This is a genomic window from Pseudomonas sp. LJDD11, assembly GCF_024584215.1.
Lineage (GTDB): Bacteria > Pseudomonadota > Gammaproteobacteria > Pseudomonadales > Pseudomonadaceae > Aquipseudomonas.
In genome coordinates this window covers 175,495-188,437 of sequence record NZ_JANJFL010000005.1, presented here as the reverse complement: position 1 = coordinate 188,437, position 12,943 = coordinate 175,495, and the positions used below count along the sequence as shown (strand labels likewise).

General features: G+C 58.6%; 15 protein-coding genes. 2 read left to right on the top strand and 13 right to left on the bottom strand.

The window, feature by feature from the left end; translation table 11 throughout:
• Positions 1 to 84: 84 nt before the first annotated feature.
• Positions 85 to 291: a hypothetical protein gene (locus NRB16_RS09100; protein ID WP_257105995.1), complete on the bottom strand. Its 207-nt coding sequence runs from the start codon at positions 289 to 291 to the stop codon at positions 85 to 87.
• Between the two features lie 16 nt (positions 292 to 307).
• Here NRB16_RS09100 and NRB16_RS09095 point away from each other — a divergent pair, with 16 nt between their 5' ends.
• Both NRB16_RS09095 and NRB16_RS09090 read left to right on the top strand, forming a co-directional pair.
• Positions 308 to 742, top strand: a complete 435-nt coding sequence (locus tag NRB16_RS09095; protein ID WP_257105994.1) for a GFA family protein — start codon at positions 308 to 310, stop codon at positions 740 to 742.
• Positions 743 to 931: 189 nt separating this feature from the next.
• Positions 932 to 1,390, top strand: a complete 459-nt coding sequence (locus NRB16_RS09090; protein ID WP_144403222.1) for a hypothetical protein — start codon at positions 932 to 934, stop codon at positions 1,388 to 1,390.
• Between the two features lie 91 nt (positions 1,391 to 1,481).
• Here the strand turns inward: NRB16_RS09090 and glmS are convergent, their stop codons facing one another.
• From glmS to NRB16_RS09030, 12 genes are all read right to left on the bottom strand, one after another.
• On the bottom strand, positions 1,482 to 3,317 hold the full coding sequence (gene glmS, locus NRB16_RS09085) for a glutamine--fructose-6-phosphate transaminase (isomerizing) (protein WP_257105993.1): 1,836 nt from the start codon (positions 3,315 to 3,317) through the stop codon (positions 1,482 to 1,484).
• A 10-nt stretch (positions 3,318 to 3,327) separates the two neighbouring features.
• Positions 3,328 to 4,095, bottom strand: coding sequence for a DeoR/GlpR family DNA-binding transcription regulator (locus NRB16_RS09080; protein ID WP_045485352.1), 768 nt, complete (start codon positions 4,093 to 4,095; stop codon positions 3,328 to 3,330).
• A gap of 164 nt (positions 4,096 to 4,259) precedes the next feature.
• Entirely contained in the window at positions 4,260 to 5,627 is a 1,368-nt protein-coding gene (gene glmU, locus NRB16_RS09075) for a bifunctional UDP-N-acetylglucosamine diphosphorylase/glucosamine-1-phosphate N-acetyltransferase GlmU (protein ID WP_253140956.1), read from the bottom strand.
• 95 nt (positions 5,628 to 5,722) lie between these two features.
• A complete protein-coding gene (locus tag NRB16_RS09070) occupies positions 5,723 to 6,148 on the bottom strand; it encodes a F0F1 ATP synthase subunit epsilon (protein ID WP_045485348.1) in 426 nt (141 codons plus the stop codon).
• Positions 6,149 to 6,192: 44 nt separating this feature from the next.
• Positions 6,193 to 7,569: a F0F1 ATP synthase subunit beta gene (atpD, locus tag NRB16_RS09065; protein WP_045485346.1), complete on the bottom strand. Its 1,377-nt coding sequence runs from the start codon at positions 7,567 to 7,569 to the stop codon at positions 6,193 to 6,195.
• Positions 7,570 to 7,596: 27 nt separating this feature from the next.
• Positions 7,597 to 8,457 carry a F0F1 ATP synthase subunit gamma gene (gene atpG, locus NRB16_RS09060; RefSeq protein WP_045485344.1) on the bottom strand — a complete coding sequence of 287 codons (861 nt, stop codon included), beginning with the start codon at positions 8,455 to 8,457 and terminating at the stop codon, positions 7,597 to 7,599.
• Positions 8,458 to 8,506: 49 nt separating this feature from the next.
• A complete protein-coding gene (gene atpA / locus NRB16_RS09055) occupies positions 8,507 to 10,051 on the bottom strand; it encodes a F0F1 ATP synthase subunit alpha (RefSeq protein ID WP_045485342.1) in 1,545 nt (514 codons plus the stop codon).
• Between the two features lie 21 nt (positions 10,052 to 10,072).
• Positions 10,073 to 10,609, bottom strand: coding sequence for a F0F1 ATP synthase subunit delta (locus NRB16_RS09050; RefSeq protein WP_045485340.1), 537 nt, complete (start codon positions 10,607 to 10,609; stop codon positions 10,073 to 10,075).
• Positions 10,610 to 10,621: 12 nt separating this feature from the next.
• Positions 10,622 to 11,092: a F0F1 ATP synthase subunit B gene (locus NRB16_RS09045; protein ID WP_045485338.1), complete on the bottom strand. Its 471-nt coding sequence runs from the start codon at positions 11,090 to 11,092 to the stop codon at positions 10,622 to 10,624.
• Positions 11,093 to 11,149: 57 nt separating this feature from the next.
• Complete coding sequence (gene atpE, locus NRB16_RS09040) at positions 11,150 to 11,407, bottom strand: F0F1 ATP synthase subunit C (protein ID WP_002555987.1); 258 nt, start codon at positions 11,405 to 11,407, stop codon at positions 11,150 to 11,152.
• Between the two features lie 147 nt (positions 11,408 to 11,554).
• Positions 11,555 to 12,424, bottom strand: coding sequence for a F0F1 ATP synthase subunit A (atpB, locus tag NRB16_RS09035; RefSeq protein WP_045485336.1), 870 nt, complete (start codon positions 12,422 to 12,424; stop codon positions 11,555 to 11,557).
• A 16-nt stretch (positions 12,425 to 12,440) separates the two neighbouring features.
• The gene (locus NRB16_RS09030) at positions 12,441 to 12,848 is read right to left on the bottom strand and encodes a F0F1 ATP synthase subunit I (protein WP_045485335.1); all 408 of its coding nucleotides are present in this window, start codon (positions 12,846 to 12,848) and stop codon (positions 12,441 to 12,443) included.
• Positions 12,849 to 12,943 lie beyond the last annotated feature (95 nt).

The following is a 12,943-nucleotide window of genomic DNA, read 5'->3' as shown; positions in this document are numbered from 1 at the left end:
CTGAAAATCGTCAGTCGGATGAGTCGCCACACCAAATCTGGTCAGGCGCAGTAACATCGAAGTCTCGATTCAGACATGGCTGCCCTACTGCAACTTTTTATAAGCATGTGAGACCAGTATGCAGTTGGCCGCACCGCTCAGACTGCCGCTGCGCAGCACCGCCAGGAACACCCGCTGGCTTTCCCATTCAAGTCCGCTCATAGATTCCTGACCAATGATTGCTTCATTGTTGCTCTTCTGCCCAGACAGGTAACCGGGGATCATTCGCCCCGACTTATCCACACCCAGCATTGTAAGGATCACAAATATGCGATTTACCGGCCACTGCCGCTGCGGGCAGGTCAGCCTTGAGGTCCAAGCCCAGACCCTGCCGCCCTTGTATGCCTGCCACTGTCTCAACTGTCAGCGCTGGAGCGGCAGCGCGTTTGCTTTGCATGTGCTGTGCGTTGCATCGGCGGTGCAGGTGGTGGGTGAACATACCACCTACGTACACGACCATAACGGACACACCAGCACGCAGTATGTCTGTGGCCGATGCCATACCCGTCTGATGAACGAAACCAGCGCTGCACCCGGTATGCGGGTGGTACGCGCAGGGATCCTGGAGGGCAGCGAGAAGTTCGTACCCGTGGCGCATCTCTGGACCCGACGCAAGCAACCCTGGCTGGTGCTGCCCGAAGATGTCCCACAGTGGCAAGAGAGCCCGACGGCGGCAGAGTTTGGCCGGGCGTTGAGCGGGTGAGGCAATCAGGCGCTAAGAGCAACAGAAACAGGCGAGCGCGTATCGACGCCAGTGCTGGTCACCGTCCTGTAGATAGATTGTATCTATGAGCTAAAGAACCACCAATCCAGGCCGATGGTAGCTGCATATAACCCTCAAACCTGATCAACGGATGAGAAGATGATCATAGGCACATCGACGTCTGCCAGCATGACTCTGCTTTCTAATGCAGCGGTGGATAAAGCTCAGGCGAACGATACCCAGAACACCCTTTCTGCCAGCTCGCCTGCCGTCGAACGACCTGAAGGTGTGAAGGTCTCGCTTTCAGGCGAAGGGCTCCAGAAATCGTCCGATGAAAAAAATGCCAACCCCAACGCAGACATTGAATCGAGCGGGCTTCCGGACCAGACACAAAAGCTCCTGAAGATGATTCGCGAGTTGCAAAAGAAGATCGAAGAAAAGCAGGCGCAGATGCAGGAAGTTATCGCTGATCAAAGCCTTAGCCCAGAGATCAAACAGTCTCAGGTCGGCTCCCTGCAGTCCGAACTCGCCACCCTCACCGCCAATCTGATGACTGCTAACAACACGTTGGACAAGCAGTCCAGAAATGGAACCCTGTCAGCCGGGGAGGCACAGCAGGCCGCCAGGCTGGCTATGAAGAAATCCTGATCGATAACTAAATGATCGAGATGAATGAAAGGCTCCCCCTTAAGGGGAGCCTTTATTCGCTCTGGCCAGTCGCCCGCAACCTGTGGATAACCTATTCCACAGTCACCGACTTCGCCAAGTTACGCGGCTGATCCACATCAGTGCCCTTCAGCACCGCCACGTAATACGACAACAACTGCAGCGGCAAGGTGTAGAGGATCGGGGCCAGGGTGTCGCTGATGTGCGGCATACCGATCACGTGGATGCCTTCGCCGCTCTTCAAGCCAGCCTTCTCGTCGGCAAACACAATCAGCTCACCGCCACGGGCGCGGACTTCCTGCAGGTTGGATTTGAGCTTTTCCAGCAGTTCGTTGTTCGGCGCCACGGTGACCACCGGCATGTCGGCGTCGACCAGGGCCAGCGGGCCGTGTTTGAGCTCGCCGGCCGGGTAGGCTTCAGCATGGATGTAGGAGATTTCCTTGAGTTTGAGCGCACCTTCCATGGCCACCGGGAATTGCGCGCCCCGGCCGAGGAACAGGGTGTGGTGCTTCTCGGCGAACAGTTCGGCGACTTTATCCACAATGCTGTCCATGGCCAGGGCTTCGCCCAGGCGCACCGGCAGGCGGCGCAGTTCTTCGACCAGTTCGGCTTCGACACCGGCTTGCAGGCTGCCTTTGACTTGACCCAGCGACAGGGTCAGCAGCAGCAGCGCAACCAGTTGGGTGGTGAAGGCTTTGGTGGAGGCCACGCCGATTTCCGGGCCGGCCTGGGTCAGCAGGGTCAGGTCTGATTCGCGTACCAGCGAGCTGGTGCCGACGTTACAGATCGCCAGGCTGGCCAGAAAGCCCAATTCCTTGGCGTTGCGCAGGGCCGCCAGGGTGTCGGCGGTTTCGCCGGACTGGGAGATGGTCACGAACAAGGTGTCAGGCTGCACCACCACCTTGCGGTAGCGGAATTCGCTGGCGACTTCGACCTGGCATGGAATACCCGCCAGACCTTCGAGCCAGTAACGGGCGACCATGCCGGCGTGGTAGCTGGTGCCACACGCAACGATTTGCACGTTACGCACCTTGGCGAACAACTCGGCAGCCTGTGGGCCGAACGCGTGGACCAGCACCTGTTGCTGACCCAGACGGCCTTCCAGGGTGCGCTGTACGACCTTGGGCTGCTCGTGGATTTCCTTGAGCATGAAGTGGCGATACTCACCTTTGTCAGCGGCTTCTGCGCCCTCGTGGTACTGCACCACTTCACGGGTCACCGGCTGGCCGTCTACCGACCAGATCTGCACGCTGTCGCGGCGAATCTCAGCGATATCGCCTTCTTCCAGGTAGACGAAGCGGTCGGTGACCTGGCGCAGTGCCAATTGGTCGGAGGCCAGGAAGTTCTCGCCCAGACCCAGACCGATCACCAGCGGGCTGCCGCTGCGCGCAGCCAGGATACGGTCCGGCTGGCTGGCGCTGATCACCGCCAGGCCATAGGCACCGTGCAGTTGCTTGATTACCGCCTTGAGCGCATCGGCCAGTTCCGGAATGCTTTTGAGGGTGTGGTGCAGCAAGTGGACGATGGTTTCAGTGTCGGTGTCGGAGCTGAACACATAGCCCAGGCCCTGAAGCTGCTCGCGCAGGGCTTCGTGGTTCTCGATGATGCCGTTGTGGACAACTGCGAGGTCATGTGCGGAAAAGTGCGGATGGGCGTTGTGTTCAGTCGGTGCGCCATGGGTCGCCCAGCGGGTGTGGGCAATGCCCAGACGGCCAGCCAGCGGTTCGGCGGCCAGGGCCTGTTCCAGTTCGCTGACCTTACCGACCCGGCGGCGGCGCTCAAGCTGGCCGTCGTTGCTGAAAACAGCCACGCCCGCGCTGTCATAGCCACGGTACTCCAGACGCTTGAGGCCTTCGACGAGGATGGCCGTGATATTACGTTCGGCAACGGCGCCAACGATTCCGCACATGGTTGATCTCCTAGCTGACAGCGGCGCAAATGACAGTGATGCCACGAGCCTGTATCTGTTCGCGTGCCTCAAGGGGCAGGCGTTCATCGGTAATAAGGGTATGGATACCGCTCCAGGGCAGTTCCAGATTGGGAATTTTGCGGCCAACCTTGTCGGCCTCGGCCATGACCACGACTTCGCGGGCGACCTCGGCCATGACCCGGCTCAGACCCAGCAATTCGTTGAAGGTTGTGGTGCCGCGCTGCAAATCGATGCCATCGGCGCCGATGAACAACTGGTCAAAGTCGTAAGAGCGCAGGACCTGCTCGGCGACCTGCCCCTGGAATGACTCCGAATGCGGGTCCCAAGTGCCGCCGGTCATCAGTACCACCGGTTCCTGCTCCAGTTCGGTCAGGGCACGGGCGACGTTAAGGGAGTTGGTCATCACCACCAGGCCAGGCTTGGCCCCCAGTTCGCCGATCAACGCAGCGGTGGTGCTGCCGCTGTCGACCACGATCCGCGCATGCTCACGAATGCACTCAGCCGCTGCACGGGCGATGGCTTGTTTATAACGTGATACCGGCTGGCTTTGATCGGTGATCAATTCCTGCGGCAGGGTCACCGCGCCACCGTAACGGCGCAGCAGCAGGCCATTGCTCTCCAGCGCCGTCAGATCCTTTCGAATCGTAACTTCTGAGGTTTCGAAGCGCTTGGCCAGATCATCCACAGTGACCTCGCCCTGCTCATTGAGCAAAGCGAGGATCTGATGGCGGCGTTGCGGCGTGTTACGTTTCGACATTTTTGGTTAAGTTTCGATTCGAAATTTAAGTGACGCAATCAAAACTCATCGAAAGTCTGCCGTCAAGGGTGTGAATAACTTTTTTGACGGCCGCCGTACCTGACGCTGTGCATAACTTCGCGGCAATAACCGCGAAGCTGCACGAACCAAGGGCTGTGAATAACTTACTTTTTGCTGGCTTTGACCGGACGTTTCCAGCTATCGATATTGCGCTGACGCGCCCGCGCCACAGCCAGTTGCTCGGCGGGTACGTTCTGGGTGATGGTCGAACCGGCGGCGGTGGTGGCGCCCGACGAGATATCCACAGGGGCGACCAGCGAGTTGTTCGAGCCGATGAACACGTCTTCGCCCAGTACCGTCTTGTGCTTGTTGGCGCCATCGTAGTTGCAGGTGATGGTCCCGGCGCCGATGTTGGTGCGTGCACCGATATCGGCGTCGCCCAGATAGGTCAGGTGACCGGCCTTGGCGCCCTCGCCCAGCCTGGCGTTCTTCAGCTCTACAAAGTTACCCACATGGGCGCGGGCTTCGAGCACACTGCCCGGACGCAGGCGGGCGAACGGACCGGCATCGCTGCCCTCGCCCAGTACTGCACCTTCAATGTGGCTGTTGGCTTTGACGATCACACCCTTGCGCAGGGTGCTGTCCTTGATGACGCAGTTCGGGCCGATGACCACATCGTCTTCAATGACTACGCTGCCTTCGAGAATCACGTTGATGTCGATCAGTACATCGCGGCCGACACTGACCTCACCACGCACATCAAAGCGCGCCGGGTCGCGCAGGGTCACGCCGGCAGCCATCAGACGACGGGCAGCGCGCAGCTGGTAGTGACGCTCCAGTTCCGAGAGCTGCTTGCGGTCATTGGCGCCCTGCACTTCCATCGGGTCAACCGGTTGTTCGGTGGCAACCACCAGGCCATCGTTGACCGCCATGGCGATCACGTCGGTCAGGTAGTACTCGCCCTGCGCATTGTTGTTGGACAGTCGGCCCAGCCAGTCGGCCAGGCGCTTGCCCGGTACAGCGAGAATGCCGGTGTTGCCTTCCTTGATCGCTTTCTGCGCTTCAGAGGCATCTTTGTGTTCGACGATGGCGCTGACCTGGCCCTGTTCGTTACGCACGATGCGGCCATAGCCGGTCGGGTCATCGAGGTTGACGGTCAGCAGACCCAGTTGCGCCGGGGTGACCTGCTTGAGCAGACGTTGCAGGGTTTCGACTTCGATCAGCGGTACGTCACCGTAGAGGATCAACACGGTTTCGGCGCTCAGCGCCGGCAGTGCCTGGGCCACGGCGTGGCCGGTGCCCAGTTGTTTGTCTTGCAGGACGAAATTCAGATCATCGGCGGCCAGGTGCTGACGTACCGCATCGGCGCCGTGGCCAATCACTACATGAATACCCTGCGGGGATAACTGTCGTGCGCTGTGGATGACGTGACCAAGCATGGAGTTGCCAGCTACCGGATGCAGCACTTTGGGCAGCGCCGAGCGCATGCGGGTGCCCTGGCCTGCGGCGAGAATGACGATATCGAGAGACATGAAGACTACCCATTGAGCGGAACCAGGCCGCAGAAAAACAAAAAGGGTAGCCGAGGCTACCCTTTTTTTTCAATCACACGTGAAGCACAGCGGTATCAACCACCGAACTTCTTGCGGATCTGCTGGACGGTACGCAGCTGGGCTGCGGCCTCGGCCAGACGAGCAGAAGCGGCACTGTAGTCGAAGTCCGCGCCTTTCTCGTTCAGCGCCTTCTCGGCCGCCTTGACGGCGTCCTGAGCAGAAGCCTCATCCAGGTCACCAGCACGTTGCACAGTATCGGCAAGCACCTTGACCATGTTCGGCTGCACTTCGAGGAAACCACCGGAGATGTAGAACACCTCACGGTCGCCGCCCTGCTTGGTCAGCGTGATCGGACCCGGCTTGAGATTGGTAATCAGCGGGGCGTGGCCTGGGGCGATACCAAGATCACCCAGGTTGCCGTGCGCAACTACCAGCTCGACCAGACCGGAGAAAATCTCTCCTTCCGCGCTGACGATATCGCAATGGACTGTAATAGCCATGTGCTTGCCTCAACCTGATTAGCGCCCCTTGCGGGGCGCCGGGATTACAGTTTCTTGGCTTTCTCGACCGCTTCTTCGATGCTGCCAACCATGTAGAACGCTTGTTCTGGCAGGCTGTCGTAGTCACCGTTGAGGATGCCTTTGAAGCCAGCAATGGTGTCTTTCAGGGAAACGTATTTGCCTGGAGAACCGGTGAAGACTTCAGCTACGAAGAACGGCTGGGACAGGAAGCGCTGGATCTTACGAGCACGCGATACCAGTTGCTTGTCGGTCTCGGACAGTTCGTCCATGCCCAGAATCGCAATGATGTCTTTGAGCTCTTTGTAGCGCTGCAGCACGTACTGAACGCCGCGAGCGGTCTCGTAGTGCTCGTTGCCGATCACGTTCGGGTCCAGCTGGCGCGAAGTCGAGTCCAGTGGATCGACCGCTGGGTAGATACCCAGGGAGGCGATGTCACGCGACAGTACGACGGTGGCGTCCAAGTGGGCGAAGGTGGTGGCTGGCGACGGGTCAGTCAGGTCGTCCGCAGGTACGTATACCGCCTGGATCGAAGTGATCGAGCCTTGCTTGGTGGAGGTAATACGCTCCTGCAGCACGCCCATCTCTTCAGCCAGAGTCGGCTGGTAACCTACTGCCGAAGGCATACGGCCCAGCAGTGCGGATACTTCGGTACCGGCCAGGGTGTAACGATAGATGTTGTCGACGAACAGCAGAACGTCGTTACCTTCGTCACGGAACTTCTCGGCCATGGTCAGGCCGGTCAGCGCAACGCGCAGACGGTTTCCTGGTGGCTCGTTCATCTGACCGTAGACCAATGCTACTTTGTCGAGAACGTTGGAGTCCTTCATCTCGTGGTAGAAGTCGTTACCCTCACGAGTACGCTCACCCACACCGGCGAACACGGAATAACCGCTGTGCTCGATGGCGATGTTACGGATCAGTTCCATCATGTTTACGGTCTTGCCGACACCGGCACCACCGAACAGACCAACCTTACCACCCTTGGCGAACGGGCAAACCAGGTCGATAACCTTGATGCCGGTTTCCAGCAGGTCGTTGCCGCCTGCCTGTTCAGCGAACGAAGGAGCGGCGCGGTGGATACCCCAGCGCTCTTCTTCACCGATCGGGCCAGCTTCGTCGATCGGGTTGCCCAGAACGTCCATGATACGGCCCAGAGTCGCCTTGCCGACCGGAACAGCAATCGCTGCGCCAGTGTCGGTAACGCTCAGACCGCGCTTCAGACCTTCGGTCGAACCCATTGCAATGGTACGAACCACGCCGTCGCCCAGCTGCTGCTGAACTTCCAGGGTGGTTTCTGCGCCTTGAACCTGCAGCGCGTTGTAAACACTCGGTACGACGTCACGTGGGAATTCCACGTCGATGACGGCGCCGATGATTTGAACGATACGTCCGCTACTCATAGCTGGATCCTCTGAATATTTGAACCGTTAAACCGCGGCAGCGCCGCCGACGATTTCCGAGATCTCCTGGGTGATCGCAGCCTGACGTGCCTTGTTGTAGATCAGCTGGAGGTCGCTGATCAGGTCACCGGCGTTGTCTGTGGCGTTTTTCATGGCGATCATCCGGGCAGCTTGTTCAGCCGCATTGTTCTCGACCACCGCCTGGTAGACCTGCGACTCCACGTAACGGACCATCAAGCCGTCCAGCAGCTCTTTGGCGTCGGGTTCGTAGAGGTAGTCCCAGTGGTGCTTGAGTCCTTGATCCGGGGTTGCCACCAACGGTACCAGTTGCTCGACCGTCGGCTGTTGCGTCATGGTGTTGATGAACTTGTTCGACACCACGGACAGGCGATCGATACGACCGTCCAGGTAGGCATCCAGCATGACCTTGACGCTGCCGATCAGATCATTGATCGATGGCTCTTCGCCCAGGTGGCTGACCGCTGCAACGACGTTGCCGCCGAAGCTGCGGAAGAATGCCGCACCCTTGCTGCCGATCACGCACAGGTCGATCTCGACGCCCTGCCCGCGAGTGGCGTTCATGTCCTTGACCAGAGCCTTGAACAGGTTGGTGTTCAAGCCACCGCACAAACCACGGTCACTGCTCACAACGACATAGCCGGCACGCTTGACAGGGCGCTCGACCATGAACGGGTGACGATATTCCGGGTTGGCGTTGGCCAGATGACCAATCACCTGGCGGATACGCTCCGCATAAGGACGGCTAGCAGCCATGCGCAGTTGAGCCTTGCGCATTTTGCTGACCGCCACTTTTTCCATGGCGCTGGTAATTTTTTGCGTGCTTTTAATGCTCGCAATCTTACTGCGAATCTCTTTTGCGCCTGCCATGTATCACCTATCAGGTTAGCAAGCGGGGGCGTGAAGCCCCCGCCGCGGCTTACCAGGTCTGGGTGGCCTTGAACTTCTCGATACCGGACTTGATGCCAGCGTCGATTTCGTCGTTGAAATCACCCTTCACGTTGATCTTCGCCAACAGGTCGGCGTGATCGCGGTGGAAGTAGGCGATCAGAGCTTGTTCGAAGCTGCCGATCTTGGCGATTTCCACGTCGGTCAGGAAGCCACGCTCAGCGGCGTACAGCGACAGCGCCATGTCAGCGATCGACATTGGAGCGTATTGCTTCTGCTTCATCAGCTCGGTAACGCGCTGACCATGCTCAAGCTGCTTACGGGTGGCTTCGTCCAGGTCAGAAGCGAACTGGGCGAATGCTGCCAGTTCACGGTACTGAGCCAGAGCGGTACGGATACCACCGGAGAGCTTCTTGATGATCTTGGTCTGAGCGGCACCACCAACGCGGGATACCGAAACACCGGCGTTCACTGCTGGGCGGATGCCCGAGTTGAACATGGCCGATTCCAGGAAGATCTGACCGTCGGTGATGGAAATCACGTTGGTCGGAACGAACGCGGAAACGTCGCCAGCCTGGGTTTCGATGATCGGCAGAGCGGTCAGGGAACCGGTTTTGCCAGTCACTGCACCGTTGGTGAACTTCTCTACGTACTCTTCGGAAACGCGCGATGCACGCTCCAGCAGACGGGAGTGGAGATAGAACACGTCACCTGGGTACGCTTCACGTCCTGGTGGACGGCGCAGCAGCAGGGAGATCTGACGGTAAGCAACGGCTTGCTTGGACAGGTCATCGTAGACGATCAGGGCGTCTTCACCGCGGTCGCGGAAGAACTCACCCATGGTGCAACCAGCGTACGGAGCCAGGAACTGCAGTGCAGCCGATTCCGAAGCGCCAGCGGCGACGATGATGGTGTTGGCCAGTGCGCCGTTCTCTTCCAGCTTGCGAACCACGTTGGCGATGGTCGATTGCTTCTGACCAACCGCTACGTAGACGCAGAAGATGCCGCTGTCTTTCTGGTTGATGATGGCGTCGATCGCCATCGCGGTTTTACCGATCTGACGGTCACCGATGATCAGCTCACGCTGGCCACGGCCGACCGGGATCATGGCGTCAACCGACTTGTAGCCAGTCTGTACAGGCTGGTCTACCGACTTACGCCAGATCACGCCTGGAGCAACTTTCTCGACCGCGTCGGTCTCGGTGTTGTTCAGCGGACCTTTGCCGTCGATCGGGTTACCCAGTGCGTCGACAACGCGACCCAGCAGTTCCTTACCAACCGGAACTTCCAGGATGCGACCGGTGCACTTGGCACTCATGCCTTCAGCCAGAGTGGTGTACGCGCCCAGAACTACAGCACCTACGGAGTCTTGCTCCAGGTTCAGTGCCATACCGTAGACGCCGCCCGGGAACTCGATCATTTCGCCGTACATGACGTCGGCCAGACCGTGAATCCGCACGATACCGTCAGACACGCTGACGACAGTGCCTTCGTTACGGGCTTGGGAGGACACATCGAGCTTTTCGATGCGGCCCTTGATGATTTCGCTAATTTCGGAAGGATTGAGTTGCTGCATTGCTCTGCTGCCCCTTCAAACTCAAGATTTCAGTGCTTCGGCCAGTTTCGCGATTTTGCCGCGAACCGAGCCATCGATTACCAGGTCACCGGCGCGGATTACGACGCCACCAATCAGGCTGGCATCCTCCGCAACGTGCAGTCGCACTTCCCGGCCAAGCCGAGCACTGAGAACCGTGGCGAGTTTGTCTTGCTGTTCTTGGTTCAATGCAAAAGCACTGGTGACTTCAGCGTCTACCGATTTTTCCTGTTCAGCCTTGTACAGCTCGAACAGGGCGGCAATCTCCGGCAACAGCGGGAGACGGTCGTTCTCGGCAATGACGTTAATGAAGTTCTGTGCCTTTTCATCAACCTTGTCGCCGCACACTTCAATAAAAGTGGCGGCCTTTTGTGCGCTCGTCAGTCGCGGGGCCTTGAGCAGGCGCTGCATGGTGTCATCTTGTGACACCGCAGCTGCCAGGCCGAGCATGGCTGACCAATTGGCCAGTTGCTGGTGGGCCTGAGCGTGCTCGAAGGCCGCCTTTGCGTAAGGTCGGGCCAACGTGGTCAGTTCTGCCATGATCGCCCTCGCTTAAATTTCAGCAGCCAGTTTGTTGACCAGCTCTGCGTGCGCGTTTTGATCGATTGTGGAGCCCAGGATCTTCTCGGCGCCATTGACAGCCAGGCTACCCAGTTGGGCACGCAGGGCGTCTTTGACACTGTTCAGTTCTTGCTCGATCTCGGCCTGAGCCTGAGCCTTCACGCGGTCAGCTTCAACGCGAGCCTGTTCACGGGCCTCGTCGACGATCTGGTTACCGCGTTTCTTGGCCTGCTCAATGATCTCAGCTGCCTGAGCCTTGGCTTCGCGCAGTTGTTGACCCGCTTTTTCTTGGGCCAGCTCCAGGTCGCGAGCAGCTCGAGAGGCAGCGTCCAAGCCATCCGCAATCTTCTTCTGACGTTCGCGCAAGGCAGTGATGACCGGAGGCCACACATACTTCATGCAAAACAGTACAAAGATCGCGAACGCAATGCTCTGGCCAATCAAGGTTGCATTAATGTTCACGCCAACACCTCGCTGTTACGTTTTCCATCCCACCCATCAACTCGACAAGTCGAGTGATTAGCCAGCGAGTTGACCAACGAAGGGGTTCGCGAAGGTGAAGAACAGAGCGATACCAACACCGATCATGGTCACGGCGTCGAGCAGACCGGCAACGATGAACATTTTAACTTGCAGCATTGGCACCATTTCTGGCTGGCGAGCAGCGCCTTCCAGGAATTTGCCGCCCAGCAGGCCGAAGCCGATAGCAGTACCCAGAGCGCCCAGGCCGATCAGCAGAGCAACAGCGATAGCGGTAAGACCAACTACAGTTTCCATCTTTCCTCCCGACTTTTACGTCGTATTGGTTAGTTTTTAGATTGAAGCGTGAAACAGAATCGTTATTTACATCAGCCCTTGCGGGCACCCTCGCATCCTGGCCATTACAGCCGACGCGAGGGTCATCAGATACGCCGCGAGGCGATCTTAATGGTTATCTTCGTGAGCCATCGACAGATAGACGATGGTCAGCATCATGAAGATGAACGCTTGCAGGGTGATGATCAGGATGTGGAACACCGCCCATGCCCATTGCAGAACGACACCCAGACCGCTCAGCCACAGCAGGCCGGCGCCGAACATCACGGCAATGAGGATGAAGACCAGCTCGCCGGCGTACATGTTGCCGAACAGACGCAGTGCCAGCGAGATTGGCTTGGCGATCAGGGTCACGAACTCGAGCAGGAAGTTGACCGGAATCAGCAGCGCTTGAACGAAAACGTTCTTGCTGCTGAACGGGTGCAGGGTCAACTCGCCGATGAAGCCGCCGAAGCCCTTGATCTTGATGCTGTAGAAAATGATCAGCGCGAACACCGACAGGGCCATGCCCAGGGTCGCGTTCGGGTCGGTTGTAGGTACGGCACGGAAGAACAGGTGCTCGTCACCGGCAATTTTGGCGGCCAGAACCGGGATCCAGTCTACCGGTACCAGGTCGACGGCGTTCATCAGGAACACCCAGGCGAAGATGGTCAGTGCCAGAGGCGCGATCACGGCGCTACGGCCGTGGAAGCTGTCTCTTACGCTGCCGTCGACGAACTCGACCAGCACTTCAACGAAGTTCTGCAGTGCACCAGGCTGGCCGGAAGTGGCCTTCTTGGCTGCCATACGGAAGATCAGTACGAAAAGGATGCCCAGAAGCACCGAAAACCCGAGGGTATCGACGTGGAAGGCCCAAAAGCCCATTTCCTTTGCTTCTGCTGCGGTGTGGGCAAAGCCCCAGCTGCCATCAGCGAGCTGACCGAAGGTCAAGTTCTGCAAGTGGTGCTGGATATAGCCCGAAGCGGTTTCTGCTGCCATGGTTGCCTCAAACGCCCTAAGGTCTGGAAAGTCTTGTTCTCATCAACAGGGGAGCGAACCAGTTGACCACCTGGATCAACATGAACACGCCGAATACAGCCAGCGGCGCCAAAGGCTTCACACCTGCGAACGTCAGTGCAAACAGCACTGCGGTCAAAATCAGTTTGCCCGCCTCGCCGGCGTAGAACGACCGGACGATGGCTTTGGCGGCTCGGGCTCCGGTAAACCGGAACGCCTTGTGAGCGAAATACATATTGGGCAGCCAAGCTATCAGGCCCCCACAAAGCCCCGAATACCCGGCTACGACTCCATTCCACTGCCACAGCGCCAAGGCAGCCAGTACAACGACGATCAATTGCGCCATCAGTACCGGGAAAACCGCAAGGCGGTGGAACGGCAGGCGGTCTGGCTTGCGTGATTCCATCGCTACAGCTCCTCGGTCGGCGGTCGCCATCATCGTTAACTTGGCATAATTTGTGCCGACAAAATGCGCGCAGAGTATAGGGGCGGTTCAGCCCC

Excerpts from the sequence above, each read along its gene's own strand:
- atpD (WP_045485346.1), bottom strand. The coding sequence starts at position 7,569 with ATGAGTAGCGGACGTATCGTTCAAATCATCGGCGCCGTCATCGACGTG.
- NRB16_RS09080 (WP_045485352.1), bottom strand. The coding sequence starts at position 4,095 with ATGTCGAAACGTAACACGCCGCAACGCCGCCATCAGATCCTCGCTTTG.
- NRB16_RS09100 (WP_257105995.1), bottom strand. The coding sequence starts at position 291 with ATGCTGGGTGTGGATAAGTCGGGGCGAATGATCCCCGGTTACCTGTCT.
- atpG (WP_045485344.1), bottom strand. The coding sequence starts at position 8,457 with ATGGCAGGCGCAAAAGAGATTCGCAGTAAGATTGCGAGCATTAAAAGC.
- glmS (WP_257105993.1), bottom strand. The coding sequence starts at position 3,317 with ATGTGCGGAATCGTTGGCGCCGTTGCCGAACGTAATATCACGGCCATC.
- NRB16_RS09070 (WP_045485348.1), bottom strand. The coding sequence starts at position 6,148 with ATGGCTATTACAGTCCATTGCGATATCGTCAGCGCGGAAGGAGAGATT.
- NRB16_RS09050 (WP_045485340.1), bottom strand. The coding sequence starts at position 10,609 with ATGGCAGAACTGACCACGTTGGCCCGACCTTACGCAAAGGCGGCCTTC.
- NRB16_RS09090 (WP_144403222.1), top strand. The coding sequence starts at position 932 with ATGACTCTGCTTTCTAATGCAGCGGTGGATAAAGCTCAGGCGAACGAT.
- NRB16_RS09095 (WP_257105994.1), top strand. The coding sequence starts at position 308 with ATGCGATTTACCGGCCACTGCCGCTGCGGGCAGGTCAGCCTTGAGGTC.
- glmU (WP_253140956.1), bottom strand. The coding sequence starts at position 5,627 with ATGTCTCTCGATATCGTCATTCTCGCCGCAGGCCAGGGCACCCGCATG.
- NRB16_RS09030 (WP_045485335.1), bottom strand. The coding sequence starts at position 12,848 with ATGGAATCACGCAAGCCAGACCGCCTGCCGTTCCACCGCCTTGCGGTT.
- atpB (WP_045485336.1), bottom strand. The coding sequence starts at position 12,424 with ATGGCAGCAGAAACCGCTTCGGGCTATATCCAGCACCACTTGCAGAAC.
- atpE (WP_002555987.1), bottom strand. The coding sequence starts at position 11,407 with ATGGAAACTGTAGTTGGTCTTACCGCTATCGCTGTTGCTCTGCTGATC.
- atpA (WP_045485342.1), bottom strand. The coding sequence starts at position 10,051 with ATGCAGCAACTCAATCCTTCCGAAATTAGCGAAATCATCAAGGGCCGC.